The sequence below is a fragment of the Paracoccus caeni genome (assembly GCF_016629665.1).
Classification (GTDB): domain Bacteria; phylum Pseudomonadota; class Alphaproteobacteria; order Rhodobacterales; family Rhodobacteraceae; genus Paracoccus; species Paracoccus caeni.
The window spans coordinates 1-14,783 of the sequence record NZ_JAEPRQ010000013.1 but is presented as its reverse complement, the minus strand read 5'-3'; the positions used below and the strand labels follow the sequence as shown (position 1 = coordinate 14,783).

The 14,783-nt window shown below is 59.4% G+C and carries 12 protein-coding genes; 9 read left to right on the top strand and 3 right to left on the bottom strand.

The genetic code is table 11. The features are described 5' to 3' along the window. Positions 1–1,061 precede the first annotated feature (1,061 nt). A complete protein-coding gene (locus JJJ17_RS19520) occupies positions 1,062–4,427 on the top strand; it encodes a right-handed parallel beta-helix repeat-containing protein (protein WP_200689466.1) in 3,366 nt (1,121 codons plus the stop codon). A 29-nt stretch (positions 4,428–4,456) separates the two neighbouring features. Here the strand turns inward: JJJ17_RS19520 and JJJ17_RS19515 are convergent, their stop codons facing one another. Then, positions 4,457–5,434 (bottom strand): ParB/RepB/Spo0J family partition protein, encoded by a 978-nt coding sequence (locus JJJ17_RS19515; RefSeq protein WP_200689464.1) that lies wholly within the window; start codon positions 5,432–5,434, stop codon positions 4,457–4,459. A 42-nt stretch (positions 5,435–5,476) separates the two neighbouring features. Then, positions 5,477–6,850 (bottom strand): AAA family ATPase, encoded by a 1,374-nt coding sequence (locus JJJ17_RS19510; protein WP_200689462.1) that lies wholly within the window; start codon positions 6,848–6,850, stop codon positions 5,477–5,479. A 520-nt stretch (positions 6,851–7,370) separates the two neighbouring features. On the opposite strand from JJJ17_RS19510, the gene JJJ17_RS19505 reads away from it, so the two are divergent. The 8 genes from JJJ17_RS19505 (at position 7,371) to JJJ17_RS19470 (ending at position 14,190) form a co-directional block, all read left to right on the top strand. After that, positions 7,371–8,378: a replication initiator protein A gene (locus JJJ17_RS19505; RefSeq protein WP_234464227.1), complete on the top strand. Its 1,008-nt coding sequence runs from the start codon at positions 7,371–7,373 to the stop codon at positions 8,376–8,378. Next, positions 8,378–8,959, top strand: a complete 582-nt coding sequence (locus tag JJJ17_RS19500) for an isopropylmalate isomerase (RefSeq protein WP_200689461.1) — start codon at positions 8,378–8,380, stop codon at positions 8,957–8,959. Before JJJ17_RS19505 ends, JJJ17_RS19500 begins: the two co-directional genes overlap by 1 nt. A gap of 100 nt (positions 8,960–9,059) precedes the next feature. Then, positions 9,060–10,046, top strand: coding sequence for a glycosyltransferase family 2 protein (locus JJJ17_RS19495; RefSeq protein ID WP_200689459.1), 987 nt, complete (start codon positions 9,060–9,062; stop codon positions 10,044–10,046). 136 nt (positions 10,047–10,182) lie between these two features. Further along, on the top strand, positions 10,183–11,325 hold the full coding sequence (rffA, locus tag JJJ17_RS19490) for a dTDP-4-amino-4,6-dideoxygalactose transaminase (protein ID WP_200689458.1): 1,143 nt from the start codon (positions 10,183–10,185) through the stop codon (positions 11,323–11,325). A 9-nt stretch (positions 11,326–11,334) separates the two neighbouring features. Further along, positions 11,335–11,901, top strand: a complete 567-nt coding sequence (locus JJJ17_RS19485) for an acyltransferase (RefSeq protein ID WP_200689457.1) — start codon at positions 11,335–11,337, stop codon at positions 11,899–11,901. Next, entirely contained in the window at positions 11,898–12,794 is an 897-nt protein-coding gene (locus tag JJJ17_RS19480; protein ID WP_200689456.1) for a hypothetical protein, read from the top strand. Before JJJ17_RS19485 ends, JJJ17_RS19480 begins: the two co-directional genes overlap by 4 nt. Next, positions 12,791–13,705 (top strand): VirK/YbjX family protein, encoded by a 915-nt coding sequence (locus tag JJJ17_RS19475; RefSeq protein WP_200689453.1) that lies wholly within the window; start codon positions 12,791–12,793, stop codon positions 13,703–13,705. Before JJJ17_RS19480 ends, JJJ17_RS19475 begins: the two co-directional genes overlap by 4 nt. Before the next feature lie 8 nt (positions 13,706–13,713). Next, on the top strand, positions 13,714–14,190 hold the full coding sequence (locus JJJ17_RS19470) for a serine O-acetyltransferase (RefSeq protein WP_200689451.1): 477 nt from the start codon (positions 13,714–13,716) through the stop codon (positions 14,188–14,190). A gap of 79 nt (positions 14,191–14,269) precedes the next feature. Here the strand turns inward: JJJ17_RS19470 and JJJ17_RS19465 are convergent. Further along, positions 14,270–14,783 (bottom strand): exosortase C-terminal domain/associated protein EpsI (locus tag JJJ17_RS19465; protein ID WP_200689450.1); only part of this gene is annotated, 514 nt, incomplete at its 5' end.

The window sequence follows — 14,783 nt, the reverse complement described above, 5'->3', positions numbered from 1 at the left end:
GAAGCTCGCTCGTCAAGCTGGCCTAGATCGTTCAGCAACATCATTTGTCGCGACGACAGAGATCAGAACTCACGAGACGGACTGTCGCTGAATCCGGCAATGACAACGTGAACGCTAATCGCAAGAGATGAGGTCGGACCGAGCGTATACGCTCACTCAGATACCCATATCTCGACCAGGCAGCAGTCATAAAAATTCTTTTAATCAATGTGATATACAAATTAGGCCGCATATCGGAAGAATTTTGAGGCTCACATCGATCAATTTTTTCCTTTCAAACCTATCCGATAATGTTCCCTTATCGAATAGGTTGAGAATGTTGCTAGAGCACCAGCCCAATCTACCGAATCGCCGCTCCGCTCTTGAGAAGATCGGCGGAGATTATGCTTCAGATTGTTTTAGCGGAAATTTGCTCAACCTAAGGAAGATCAATTCCAGCGGAATCCGCGCCTTCCTTGATAGCAGGCTTTTCCTCATCGAGGACTGAAACTCAAATATTCATGCAAATATATGCTTTTGAATGGTAAAAATTCTATTTTTTGTTTTTCTACCTTACTTCAGAATGTGTATGCCGCCTCACCTCGCGGCTTAAGAGTCTATTTTTTGCGCACTATTCCGCTTTCCCACGCGGCGGCTTTACAGTTTTCGCCGCCCATTATAAGATGATGGTGTCATCAGAGAGCATGTTCGTCGTCTGCCGACACAGTTCTTGTCTAAAGAGACCTTGATGACAAAAGCTTTCGCTTATTTCGTTCTTGGTAAGACTGTCAGCCCGCCAGTATCCGTTGGCAATGTTTTGGCGGACGATCTACCACACTTTTAAAATCCCCTCTCAGTTCACGGCACACCGTTTTTACGGCATCTTTTCGCGTGCGAAATGATAGTTGCCTTTGTTCTTGCGACAATCCGAGGCGCATATCCGCCGACGAATGGGCGTTATGGACACTGGGCCTATCACCGGACAAAAAGTCCGAGTAATGGCGCAATAAAAAGTTAAAGAATTTCCGCGATGATAGCGCATTCGCACCTTCGGCGATCTCAGACGTATAAAGGATACAGGAATGCTGTTTCGGGACTTCCTTCTCGCTCTCCCCGGACTGATCAGCCCGATCTCGTCACCTTCACGTGCGAATGATTCTGAACTGGCCAGCCTTCTTTCTGCTCCGGTGACTGCAGCGAAACCGTCGCTCATGCCAGAGATCCAGACAGGCGCGTCGGTCATGCCCTTGTTGCTGACAACGACAGCTTCCGGGTCGGTAAGATCCGGCTCGTCTGTCAGTGATCATGCCGCTAGCGCTGCCGAAAGCGACCCACGGCCCTTGGTTCTTGAAAAACAAGCCTCCCTTTCAGGCAGCAGCGCTGTCGCAGCGCCCCTGTCAGGGACCGCTCAGGGCCTCCCTTCCGCCGGCGGCCCCGCCGCGCAGCAAAACATGACCGCTCAGCCTGACCAGCTCACGACGTTCCTGAATCTTTGGGCTGACAGGGCGGGAAACACCGGCAGCGGCTCTCCGTCCACGCCCATTCCGGGAACGATCATCGGCGGCGTGCAGGTTCCTGGCGCCACGATACAAAAATTTGTCGAAACGATTCAGGATGCTCTGAAAGAGCTTCCCGCGCATTTCACGCAACCGCCCGGCACCACTCCTGAACCGACACCTGTCGATCCGGTCCCTACCCATCCGACGCCTCCGGTAACACCACCCACTTTGCCAGCCGGGGAAGAGCTTCCGCTGCGGCTTGAAAAAGCAACCGCGGAATCGGGCCGGGTTGAAACCATCTCGCTGTCCGATGCCGACGATATCTCCAGTATCCGCATCCTGTCGCAGGGGTCGCATGGCAATGTCAGCGTCAACCCTGACAACAGCCTCGCTCTCGTCCTTTCGGAAGAACCCGGTAATACCGGCGCAATCAAGTTCAGCTACGAGATCACCTATGAAAACGGTGACACCCGCAAGGTGGATACCGAAGTCGCTGTGACCGAAGGTCAGCAGAAAGCCGGCTGGTCTCTTGGCAATGTCTATATGCTGGAAGAAGCTGACAACGGCAGTTTGGTGATCGAACATGGCGACAATCACCGCAAGGTCTATATCACCCAATCGGACGATGGCCTGACCGCTGCGGAAATTGCCCAGGCCGAGGGCCTCAAGGCAGAATCCATCACAGCGGCCTGGCTGGCAAAGCACCCGGAATATGGCGGGTCAGAGGACAAGGCACTGGCTGCGGATCTGGGAATCAAGCTTTGGTATGAAGTTACCAAAGGCAGCAATGGCCCAACCTCGAACTGGCTATTGATGGAACGCGGATACGACTACGACAAGATGAATCAGCTGGTCAATCGCGGTGCCAATGGTGAAAGCGCTCTGCATCCCGTAGTCATCGGTGCTTATGGTCAAGGGGCCGCACCTACAGTCAGTGACCAGATCCGCATCTTCCAAGAAGAAAGCAAACATGTTGTCATTCGCGACATCCATATAGAGGGTGGCTTCCTAGCGCTGTTGGGCGAAAATATCATGCTCGACAACATCATCGCGACGGATGGCGAGATGGCGGCCCAAGGTGTCGATCGTTTCACATTGCGCAACAGCAGTGTCTACGACGTTATCTACGAGTCACCGGTCGACGGTTCAGACGTCTGGCACGCGCACCTGAATCGCAAAGGTGGCATGTATGTCGATGGCGGTGAAGGTCTTCTGTTCGAAAACAACTTCTTCGACCATAACGGCTGGGCAGACGGCTATGACTACAATCTTTCCAGTGACAGCCCCATGCCTCCAAGCATGTATAGCCACAATTTCTATCTGGATGCAGGAAATCGAGATCTGACCTTCCGCGACAACATCACCATGCGGGGTGCATCCTTCGGCGTGCAGGTCCGTTCTGGCGGCTATATCGAAGATAACGCGATCATCGACAATAATGCGGCAATCAACTTCCTTGGTGGTGATTACCTGCAAGCGGGCCCGGTCGGCCATTATACGCTGTTATTGGGCAACATCGTGACATCCGCAGGGCACAAGCGTGTTTCGCATTCGGAGGGAGCTCTCTCCTACGGAATCGAAGATCGATCGCGTCAGGCCTCACTTATTGAGAATATCGTCGCTCATCTGGCTGATCCAAATAACGCGGCGGAGCAGGCAGTTAAAGGCGTTGTACATTTCGCCTACAACCCCGGCCAAAACACCTACTTCAACGACACTATCATCTACAATTGGAAAGGAAGCAAATCAGGGGTTTCCAACGCCAATACCGATGGCCTGTCGCCGAACGTCCTGAACCAAACCACGATCCAGAAATATGCCGCTCAGTTACTGGACAAGCCGACGGCAACGATTGCCGATCTGGCCGACTACCTGCGCGATCAGGCGAATGGCAAACTCGACAAGGTCGTCGATGCGGATGTGATCAACGCCTTCTTCCGCGCGGGCTTCGGTCTGGAAACCGAGATCCGGGACGACGCGACTACCCTTCGTTTCGTGCCAGACGATCGGGGCGACGGTATCCGTTGGGACAACCGGCTGAACTGGTCAACCGGCGATCTGCCGGGAACGCAGGATGGCGACAGCGTCGATCTGGGCGGCAACCGGGTTCTTCTTGGGGCGCAGACGGTCGCGATCGACGATTTCATCTTCCGTGATTTCGGCGCATTGAAGGTCACTTCGGGGCGGTTGGACATCACAGGCCAGACCTCGGTCGGCGATAGCGGCAACCAATTGCAGATCGGAAATGCCGGTCAGGTCTGGATGTCCGGCTATCGCGACAGCGATCTGCTGAAGATTGCGGTAGAAGGCGGACGCTTTGCCAATACCGGCGACTTCGTTGGCAAGGCCGAAATCAGCGTCAGCAATAACGGTCAGGCCCTGCTTGCAACCGAAGACAGCAGCATGGACCTGAACCGAGGAAGCACGATCAATATCACCGGCACGGCGGCCAAGGTCGGGTTTGACGGTCGTGATGGCGATGCGGCGGTGCTGCGTCTGAATGACGGCGCCACGCTGAATTTCGTCGCCACCAATACCGGCTTCGGACAGATCGCCGAGTTCCGTTCGGGTGCCTTTGGTGAAAGGTCGAACGTTACCTCCGGCGTTGCGCTGGACGGCAACCTGCGCGTTGATCTGGGCGCATGGGCCAGCAACAAGCAGGCGACGAACTGGACGCTGATCGATGCCGATCAGATCATCGGTTCATTCGACAATATCCAGATCACCGGCCTGGGCCGGACCCGCGATGCGCTGATCCGGATCGACTATGTCAGGGACGAGGTTGTGCTGGTCCTTGGAGAAGAAGGCAAAGGCAGCGGGCAGATCCGCTCGGCGACGAATGGCGATGCGAATTTCGACAACTACACGCATGACGCCAGCCTGAAGGCTCTCTGGGATATCCTGCACGATCAGGCGCTGTCTGCCGTGAACGACCCGCTGATGCTGTGAGGCATTAGGCCTTCACACCATTCCAAATTCTAGCTGCGCGATTTCAGCCACTCGGCAAGATCGCGCAGCAAGTCATTGGTGACAGCATGTCCGGACAGAACCGCACGCCCTGCCCTGCCCTTCAGGTGCAATCCATCGCCAAGCTGAAAATCCGGATCATCAGCGCCGTCCTGCGCCTCATCCTTCCGCGATGCCGGACGCAGGATCGCTTCCAGCACGGCACGTTCTTCGGCGGCAGTTGCCGGCGCAGCCTCGCGAAGCCGGGTTGAGGCGGTTTTGGCCAGTTTCGGATCAAGCTCCAGTGCCCTGACAAGCGCCAATCCCAGCTTTTCCGGGATAGCCTCGGGGAAATGCAGTGCCGGGCCAATTGCCTTGTGCAGAGCAACAAAATTCAGGATCTTGGATCGTTTGGGCGGCGCGGCATGGACGAACAGTTCCTTGACCGCCGCAGCGGGAGAGCCAAAAATTCCGATCCGTGCCGCCTCATAGGCCAGTCTGGCCCGTTCATAGAAGGACAGATCCGCCCGGATCTCGTTCTCCTCGACCATCGCCAGATAGGCCTCGGGCGCCCGCTCAAAGGGGCGCAGCAGCGCCTTGACCTGCCCGAAGCGCGCATCGCCCGTTTCCCGATGCAGCCCCTCAAGCGCTGCAAGACGACGAGCGCCGGAAATCAGCCCGAAACGGCCTTCGTCAAGCGCCACCACCTCGATCGGGGCCTGCTGACCCCGATCAGCGATACTGGCTTTCAGAACGTCCATTTCCTCTGGGTCCATGCGCATGCGATCGCGCCGCAGATGCCCCGCATCGATGGCAGAAAGCGGCAACTCCACCACCATCCGCCCCGTATCACGGGCTTGGCGCAACTCATCCGCCAGATCGTCAAGCGCTGCCTGCGCCGCGGCATCTGCGGCAATGCGCGCCACTGGCGGTATCCGCTGCAGAGGCGGTGTCTCATGCTCTGTATCGGCCATCATACCGAAAGCACTCAACCGCTTACGCTTGGCCATATCCGACCCTCCTCTGCTTCAATGATTTTCGCATGCGAAACATCATATACCAGATTCCCGTTCTTCGCGACGCCAGATCCCCAGAAGCAACGACTTGAATGCCGCATAGGTCCGATCAAAGGTTTCGCGTCCGCGGGCATAGGTTTCGCGATTAAAATCCCGGTAATCCGCCTCATAGATGCCATGGACCTGTTCACCGGCCTGACCAATCAAAGCGGTGAAATCCTGTCTGTGCGGCGACAGCGTGCTGCCCAGATAGGACTGAATCAATCCGGCCATCTCGGCCTGCTGGCTGGCATCATAGCGGGTCATCACCGCACGAACGGCATCCCATTCGAAATGAAGCTCTTCCCGGCCAAGGGCGCGTGCAGCGATGTTCTCGCTGTCCTCGATACTGGCAAAGGTCGAATGCAGCATGTCGAAGAAACGCCCGGTCGAGTCGAACTCCAGAAAGGATGCGCCAAAGGGCACCAGCACAATATCTGCCGCAGCCAGTCCGTTGATGGTCAGATAGCCGAGGGCAGGGGGGGTATCGAGGAAGATGAGATCATACTGGTCCAGCACCCCGTCCGCTGCCAGTGTCTCGGTCAGCGCGTCCCACAGCTTCCATCCGCGCGCCGCCATCCGCCAGACCGGGATCTGAAACTCGGCCCAGTAAAGATTGAGCTGCGCCCCTATCAGATCGATATTCGGCCAATGGGTGGGGCGGATCAGATCGCCTGCCTTGATCTTCAGCGCATCGGCAAGGCTGTCATCCATCGCGACCGGCGGGTCGCCCCGGTCGATGCGGCGCTGGTTGTCGCTGCGCAAGGTCTCGGCATAATGACGTGCCAAGAGCGGGAATATCGTCTGCCATTCATCCTCGACCTGCGCGCCGAAGATCGACGACAGCGACCCCTGACTGTCCAGATCGATCATCAGCACCTTGTAGCCGTCCAGCGCCGCCGACATCGCCAGATGCGCACAGGTCGAGGTCTTGCCGACCCCGCCCTTGAAATTCGCCACCGCCACGATCTTTGCCGACAGACCTTTCGGCCGGTAGGGCAGGTATTCCTTTGACTTCGACCCTTCCGCCCCGAAATGCGCCCGCAGCCGCAACACCTCGTCCAGCGTGAACCACTTGGCCCCGCCCTCGGTCTCGGACAGGCCCTGTGGCAGATCCGGCCGCTGGCGCAACACTCTGCGGAAATGCTGGGGCGCGATCGGGATCAGGTATTTGGTGATCTCCCAGGTCGAGAACAGGCGCAGCTTTCGCTCACCACCTTCCTCAAGCCCGCGCCCGACCAGATCCTGACGTCCCCGGCGATAGTTTCCGGCGATTTCAGCAAGGCCGACGGTGCTGGTCGGATCTCCCAGCATTGACAGCGCCCGATCCGGCGAGATGTTGAAATAGGGAGGAGTGTCCTGATTGCTCATTCTAGCCTGCCGCTTGCCTGATGTTCTTGGGCCGTCTTCATGTAACAGCTTTTATGTATCATATCATAAAATACGCTACATGCGATAGTTCGCGCTACATCTATCTGTTTTTCTCAGCAAATTCTGCAGCTTTCCCCGGAGCTTCTGTGGCCTTTTGGTCAGCCTGTCTTGTTAGAATCCAGTTATTTAATAGTTACGGGACCCTGTCATGCGCTATGTTTTGACTTAGATCGTTGATATCATGTCATTATATGACCTGCCGTGAAACAGAAGGCGACTCTGATCCCACGATAATGCGACTCTGAACCCACGTCTGGATGACTCTGATCCCCCGAAACTTCCGTCACCGCTTTGCAGGCATCGCTGGACGGTCGAATTGTGGATAAGTAGGATGGGTGTCAATGAAACGACGAATCCGGCACGAGGCGCCAAAACGCCCGGAAGCCGGATCAGAGGTTGAGCAGCGCCCCGACAAGACTGGCAAAGACCGGCGGCGGGGAGGGACAGGAAAGGGCAGGGGATGGTCTCATCATCTCCGGCAATGGCCGCAGGTGAGACGCGGCTGATGCAGGATTTCTTCGTGTGCGATTTCTTCGCTGCCGTGCCCAAGCACGACCTGGCGTCGATGGAGCATCCGATCTTTTCGCTCTCGACCCGGCCTGACCGGCGTGTGGTGAGCTACGATCACAACGGCGCTACGCTGACGGTGACGCCCAGCGTCAAGGGTCGCGCCACGATCTTTGATGCCGATATTCTGATCTTCTGCATCAGCCAGTTGATGGCCGCGCTGAATGTCGGCCGGGCGGTGTCGCGCCGTCTGACCCTGACCGCGCATGATCTTCTGCAGGCGACCAATCGCGAGACTTCGGGCGATGGCTACAAGCGGCTGCGCGACGCGTTCGAGCGTCTTGCCGGCACGCGGATCACCACCAATATCGTCACCGGCGAGCATGAGATCACCTCGGGCTTTGGTCTGATCGAAAGCTGGGAGATCGTCAGGAAGACCCGCGCCGGTCGGATGGTTGCCGTTGCGATCACCCTGTCGGAATGGCTCTTCAATGCGGTCGTCTCGCGATCGGTGCTGACGCTCAGCCGCGATTACTTTCAGATGCGCAAACCGCTTGAACGGCGGATCTATGAACTGGCCCGCAAACATTGCGGGCGGCAGCCGGAATGGAATGTCTCCGTCGCGGTCCTTGCCAAGAAAACCGGCTCGGCCAGTCCGGTCCGCGTCTTCCGCGCCATGCTGCGCGAGATGATCCGCGAGAACCGTCTGCCCGATTATCTGCTCTCGGAAGAGCCGGGCGATATCCTGCGGGTGACCCCACGCGCAGCGGTGATCGAGCCGGGCGAGGGGCCGCATCTGCGGGCCGAGACACTGGAACAGGCCCGTGCCCTGATGCCGGGGGCCGATATCTATGCGCTCGAAGGCGAATGGCGCAGCTGGTGGGCGGCCACCGGGCGGCCCCGATTGCGCAGCGCCGACAAGGCCTTCCTTGGATGGGTCCGCACCCGGCGGGAAGGGTAATGCCGACTGGGTTGCTGCATTGCGTGACCGAATACTGGCGCCCGGTCATCGGCGATCCCGGTTGGCAGGGCTGGAGCACGGTGCTGCTTTATCTGCTGACCTCAATTCTGGCTTTTCGGGTGACCCTGCTGGCGCCTTTCCCGACGGCCAGCCGGGGCAGGGAGCGGCTTTTCTGGCTGCTGATCGCGGTCCTGATGGCGGCGCTGGCCGTCAACAAGCAACTGGATCTGCAATCGGCCCTGACCGCGCTTGGTCGCTGTCTTGCCCGGGCACAGGGCTGGTATAATGACCGCAGATATGTGCAGCTCGCCTTTCTGATCGTATTGGCGGGGATGGCGCTGGTCTTCCTGCTCGCGATGCTTGCCCTGATGCGCCACAGCCTGCGGCGCAGCGCCGTGCCTGCCCTTGGACTGGCTTTCACCTGCGGCTTCGTTCTCATGCGGGCAGTGGGCTTTCACCATTTCGACCGGATTCTGGGAATGCCGGTTGTCGGTCTGCGGGCCAATACGGCGCTGGAATGGACCGGACCGCTGCTGATTATGGGCAGCGCGCTTTGGCTGGGACGTGGAAATCGTCGCTGAGCGCCTGTCTTTTTCGGCCCTTTACCACGATAAGAGTTGCCTTTTTTCTCAATCTGCCGGAACGCATTCCGGTACAGTTTCAGAGTTCGGAGAATAAAGGGTGACGCGCCACACCTCCATCGCGGTCATCATCGTCAATTACGGCACGGCGGATCTGTCGATCGCCGCGGTTGAAAGTGTGCTGGCGCGGGATCATGGCACCCACCCGGTCGAGATCCACCTTCTGGACAATGCATCGCCCGGGGATGACGCCTCGATTTTCGCGGCAGCGCATGCCCAGCGGAACTGGGGCGACCGCGTGACCTTGTGGCCCGAGCGGGAAAACCATGGCTTCGGGCGCGGCAACAATGTCGTCATCCATGCGCTTGGCCAACGGGGCATACCGCCCGATTATATCTTCCTGCTCAATCCCGATGCGGCGCTTCGGAATGATGCGCTGGCGATCCTGGCCGATCGGCTGGACCGGACGCCAGTGGCTGCCGTTGCCGGAGCGGCGATCTCTCTGCCTTCGGGGCAGGGGGTCACTGCTGCGTTCCGGTTTCCTTCGGCCTTCGGGGAATTCGTGCAGGCGGTGAATTTCGGCCCGATCAGCCGCCTCTTTCGCAGCCGGGTGGTCCCTTTGCCGCCCGATCAGCCGGACGGGCCGGTGAATTGGGTTTCAGGGGCAGCGGTGATGATGCGGCTTGCCGTGGTGCTGAAGCTGGGCGGCTTCGATCCGGATTTCTTCCTCTATTACGAAGAGGTCGAACTGATGCACCGTATCCGCCGTGTGGGATACGACATCCTTTATGTGCCCGCAGCCCACATCCAGCATGTCGAGGGGGCGGCGACACAAGTGAAAAGCGGCCAACCTTTGCGCAAGCCTAAACCGGCCTACTGGTATGATTCCTGGCGGTTCTATCATCTGAAAACCGGCGGGCGTCTGCATGCGCTGATGGCTGGACTCGGCTGGATGGCGGGGGCAGTGCTGAATGCGCCGATTGCGGTTCTGCGGCGAAACCGGATGTCGATGCCGAAACATTTCTTCCGCGATTTCACCCGGCTGGTGATGATGCCGCTGCTGACCGGGCGGAGGGGCGGACAATGAACTGGCATAGATCGCCTGCAAGACGTGCTACCTGCGATAAGCACAACTTTCTGTATCGCATTCTATAGGTTATCTGGTTGAAATAGTGCTGGCCGGTCTATTCTGCGCCAGATTTTGAGAGTGCAAGGTTAAGGTCATGGATCGTATTCCATTCAACAAACCGTCGCTTGTCGGGCGCGAATTCGCCCTTCTGGAAGAGGCGCTGAAGCGTGGCCAGCTTTCGGGCGACGGTCATTTCACCAAGCTTTGCAACGCCGCGATTGCCGAAATGACGCAATCACCTGCCGCGCTTCTGACCCATTCCTGCACCGCCGCGCTGGAGATGGCGGCGATCCTGTGCGACCTCGCACCGGGGGATGAGGTGATCATGCCCTCCTTCACCTTCGTCTCGACCGCCAATGCCGTGGCTTTGCGCGGTGCGGTCCCGGTTTTCGTCGATATCGACCCCGAGACGCTGAACATCGACCCTGCCCGGATCGAGGCGGCCATTACCCCAAAAACCCGCGCCATCTTCGCCGTTCATTATGCGGGCTTTCCTGCTGACATGGATGCGCTGGCCCAGATCGCCCGCGCCCATGGGCTGCTGCTGGTCGAGGATGCGGCGCAGGCGCTTGGCTCGACATACAAGGGGCGGCTGGCGGGCAGTCTGGGCGACATGGCAGCCTTCAGCTTCCACGAGACCAAGAATATCATCAGCGGCGAAGGCGGCGCGCTGACGGTCATGCGCCCCGACCTGATCGAGCGGGCCGAGATCATCCGCGAAAAGGGCACCAACCGCTCGCGCTTCCTGCGCGGGCAGGTGGACAAATATACCTGGGTCGATATCGGTTCGTCCTTCCTGCCGGGCGAGTTGGTGGCGGCTTTCCTCTATGGTCAGCTTGAGGAAGAACCGCAGATCCGAAAGACCCGGTTGGGGCTGTTCGATCATTACAACGATGCCTTTTCGGATCTGGCCGCACGCGAGCGGGTGACCTTGCCGCGCCAGCCGAAGGACACGACCGGCAATGGTCACATGTTCTATCTGCTGATGCGCGATATCGACGACCGCGACGCCTTCATTTCGCATCTGCGTCAGTCCGACATCGTCGCGCCCTTCCATTACGTGCCGCTGCACAGCGCGCCGGGCGGCCAGCGCTTCGGCAGATCGGCCGAGCGGGCCTTGCCCGTCACCGATGACACCTATGAACGGCTGGTGCGCCTGCCGCTCTATTATACGCTTGGCAACCAGATCGACCGTGTCATAGACGTTTCCCGTGCCTGGCTTGGCGCCAACGCTTGAGGAAGAAGCATGGCCTATCTCAGCGACGAAGACCTGCGACGCATGGGTTTCGCGGCTCTGGGCCGCAATGTGAAGATCAGCGACAAGGCTGCGATCTACGGTGCCGAACAGATGCGGATTGGCGATAACAGCCGGATCGACGATTTCTGCGTCGTCTCTGGCCGGGTCGAGATCGGGCGGAACGTTCATATCGCACCGCTCTGCCTCGTCGCGGGGGGCAAACCCGGGATCGTCTTCGGGGATTTTTCGGGCTTTGCCTATGGCGTGAAGGCCTTTGCCCAATCCGATGATTATAGCGGTGAGACGATGACCAACCCGACCGTGCCCGCCGAATACAAGGCCGAGCGGTTCGAACGGGTCGAGATCGGACGGCACGCCATCGTCGGCACCGGCAGCGTGATCGCCCCCGGCGTGGTTCTGGGCGAAGGCACGGCAGTCGGGGCAATGGCACTGATCACACGCCCGACCGAGCCTTGGTCGATCTATGTCGGAAACCCGGCGCGCAGGTTGCGCGACAGATCCCGCAATTTGCTGGCGCAGGAACAGGCCTATCTTGCCGCAGAAGGACCGGCATGACGGGCAAGACGAATTACATCATCTACACCTGGCCCTGGTCCGAAGGCTCGGGCGGGATCATCTTCATGCATCATCTGGCGCATGAGCTGAATCAGCTTGGCGAGCGCGCCCTGTTGTGGCGAACCGGGCCGATCGTCAAATTGGGTCCCCGGGGCTGGCTGCGCTATCGCCTCAATCGCGAGCCGATGACCACCAACCCCGATCTGAACACCCCTGTGGCACGGCGTAGCGACCTGACCCCGGAATCGATCATCATCTATCCCGAGCGGGTGCCGGGCAACCCGCTGAAGGGGCGGAACGTCGTGCGCTGGCTGCTCTACAAGCCGGGTTTGCGGCACCCCTATGAATTTGGCCGGGACGAGATGTTCTTCAAGGCCGGGGAAATGGCCGATCTTCCCGAACTGACCGGCGGCGCACCGGATCTGTATCTGTGGAAGATCAACCCGGCCTATCGCAACGAGAACCGGCCGGACCGCAAAGGCGTCTGCTATCTGGTCCGCAAGGGCGAGGCGAAACCCCGCATCCCCGAGACCGAGGCGGCCGATGCCATCCAGGTCGATGGCATGCAGCACCAGCAGATGAACGAGGTCTTCAACCGCTGCCATACCTTCTATTCCTATGACGAGGCGACAATGTATTCGCAATTCGCAGCGATTGCGGGCTGCACCAGCGTTGTTGTGCCGGGGTTGTTCGCCTCGCGCGAGGAATGGGCGGCGCAACATCCGAACGGGCGCTATGGGGTCGCCTATGGCACCGCCCCGTCCGAGCTTGAACATGCCCGCGCCACCGCGCCGCTGATGATCCGGGACATGCAGGCACGCGAGGCGGAGGGGATCGATACGGTCCGCAATTTCGTGGGCCTGACCCGGCAGCGCTTCGGAAGTGGGAAATGATGTCCGCTGCCGGTGCCAGATTGCTGGGCCGTGCCATGCCACGGATCGCTGAACGCGGAAATCTGCGGCTTCGGCTGCGGGTTCTGGCCTCGGCACTGCGTCATCGGGGCCGGGTTACGGCAATCGCGGCTGCGCCTTCGCCCGCGCTGCGCCAGATCGCCGATGAGCGCCCCGAGGTTCTTCTGGGCCCGCTGGTCTGGCCCTACCTTTGTGCCGGCTGGACAGCGGACGAATGCCTGGACCGTCTCCGCGCTCATTACCGGATGCTGGACCGCCTTGGCCCGCCCTTTCCCTTTTCCGCCGATGAGCGGCTGGTTCTGGCCGAACTGGACGACATCCATCCCGGTCTGCGCGTGGTGCTGGATCAGCCGCAATGGTTCATGCGCGAGGGTGGATTGACGCTGAATCTCTTCGTCGATGATTTTCGCGCCTATTCGCTGGCCTTTTCCTTCTCCGAGACCAGTAGCGGCGATCCTGCCTGCCTGATCGGTGCCATTCAGGGCCGCAATACCGACGAGGCTGAAGAACTGTATCGCGACCTGACCAAGGCCGCTCATGGCCTGCGCCCGCGCGACCTGCTGATCGAAATCTGCCGCATTCTCTGTCGGCACTGGAATATCGGCAACCTTCTGGCGGTGCGTGACAGCGAGCGGCATCACCGTCATCCCTATTTCGGCGGCAAGAAGATCGCACCTCAGGATTATGATGCGATCTGGCAGGATCGCGGCGGGCATCTGGAAGATGCTCATTTCTATCGCCTGCCGATCTCGCCCGAGCGCCGGGACGAAGCCGAGATGAAACCGAACAAACGCTCTCTTTACCGGCGCAGATACCGTTTCCTTGATCGGCTTGAGGCGGATATTCCGGATATGCTGCCGCGACTGCAGCCGGTGCGGTTCAGTGATCGCTAGGGGGCAGAATGCTGAACGCGGATCGTGACCGGAAACTGCTGCGCGCGATGGCCCGCTATCAGCGATACCGTGATCGTCGCGATCCCTTGTCGCGGCTGAAATGCCTGTCAGGCAAGCTGGGGCACCTGATCTGGTCGCTGCTCGGGGCTTCCGATATCAGCCGTGATGCAAAGATTGACCCAGGAACCCGAATGCCGCATCCTTCGGGTATAGTGATCCATGCCGGTGTGGTGGTCGAGCCGGGCTGTTTGATCATGCAGCAGGTGACACTGGGCCAACTGGCGAATGGCGGCGTGCCTTACCTTGAGCGTGACGTCTATATCGGTGCGGGTGCGAAAGTTCTGGGCCCGGTCCGGATCGGGGCAGGGGCGCGGATAGGTGCCAATGCAGTGGTGCTGGAGGATGTCCCGGCAGGGGCGACGGCAGTCGGCATTCCTGCCCGGATTGTTGGCCACGGGAAAGAGCAGGGCGAAAGCGGTTTGTAACGCGCTGGAACGCCCGCAAACACAGCCGACAGAAATAGCCACGGCGCCTTGTCGTTTCGACTGACCGGGCCGCTGCCGGTCAGTCCGCAGGAATGAAGCGCGGGAGCTCGCCACTTAACTGCCGGGTCAACTCCAGCAGGCGGGCCTCGGCCGCATCTTCGGATTCACCTTCATTTATAGGCGTGGTCAGTCGTACCAGCCCGCCATCGGTCTGGCCGGTGCGGATGCCGTCGGCCAGCAGATAGAACTTGGCAGCGAAATCCCAGGCGACGCGGCGCTCGCCCTGCTGGAACCAGTAATAGACCATCATCCGCTGTTCACCGCGCTGGATGATGGCGCGGTTCAACGGGAAGGCCTGATCTTGTCCCAGTTTCGCCGAGATATCGGTCCGTTCGAGCTTGGCGATCTCCCAGCCTGACGAGGGTAGGCAGATCTCGGGCGAATGGACGCCGCCTTGCGACTGGTCGTTGTAGAAGGCCATGAACAGCCCCACTGGCGGGGTTTCCCGGTCAAGGGTCAGCGTGACCTGCCGATAATCGTCCGCTCCAAGGCTTTTCGCGATATCGGGGGTCAGCCGCTCTTCGGGGCCGCGC

Bases quoted from the DNA above. Each gene is read 5' to 3' on its own strand.
- JJJ17_RS19520 (WP_200689466.1), top strand. From the start codon at position 1,062: ATGCTGTTTCGGGACTTCCTTCTCGCTCTCCCCGGACTGATCAGCCCG.
- JJJ17_RS19515 (WP_200689464.1), bottom strand. From the start codon at position 5,434: ATGGCCAAGCGTAAGCGGTTGAGTGCTTTCGGTATGATGGCCGATACA.
- JJJ17_RS19510 (WP_200689462.1), bottom strand. From the start codon at position 6,850: ATGAGCAATCAGGACACTCCTCCCTATTTCAACATCTCGCCGGATCGG.
- JJJ17_RS19505 (WP_234464227.1), top strand. From the start codon at position 7,371: ATGGTCTCATCATCTCCGGCAATGGCCGCAGGTGAGACGCGGCTGATG.
- JJJ17_RS19500 (WP_200689461.1), top strand. From the start codon at position 8,378: ATGCCGACTGGGTTGCTGCATTGCGTGACCGAATACTGGCGCCCGGTC.
- rffA (WP_200689458.1), top strand. From the start codon at position 10,183: ATGGATCGTATTCCATTCAACAAACCGTCGCTTGTCGGGCGCGAATTC.
- JJJ17_RS19485 (WP_200689457.1), top strand. From the start codon at position 11,335: ATGGCCTATCTCAGCGACGAAGACCTGCGACGCATGGGTTTCGCGGCT.
- JJJ17_RS19480 (WP_200689456.1), top strand. From the start codon at position 11,898: ATGACGGGCAAGACGAATTACATCATCTACACCTGGCCCTGGTCCGAA.
- JJJ17_RS19475 (WP_200689453.1), top strand. From the start codon at position 12,791: ATGATGTCCGCTGCCGGTGCCAGATTGCTGGGCCGTGCCATGCCACGG.
- JJJ17_RS19470 (WP_200689451.1), top strand. From the start codon at position 13,714: ATGCTGAACGCGGATCGTGACCGGAAACTGCTGCGCGCGATGGCCCGC.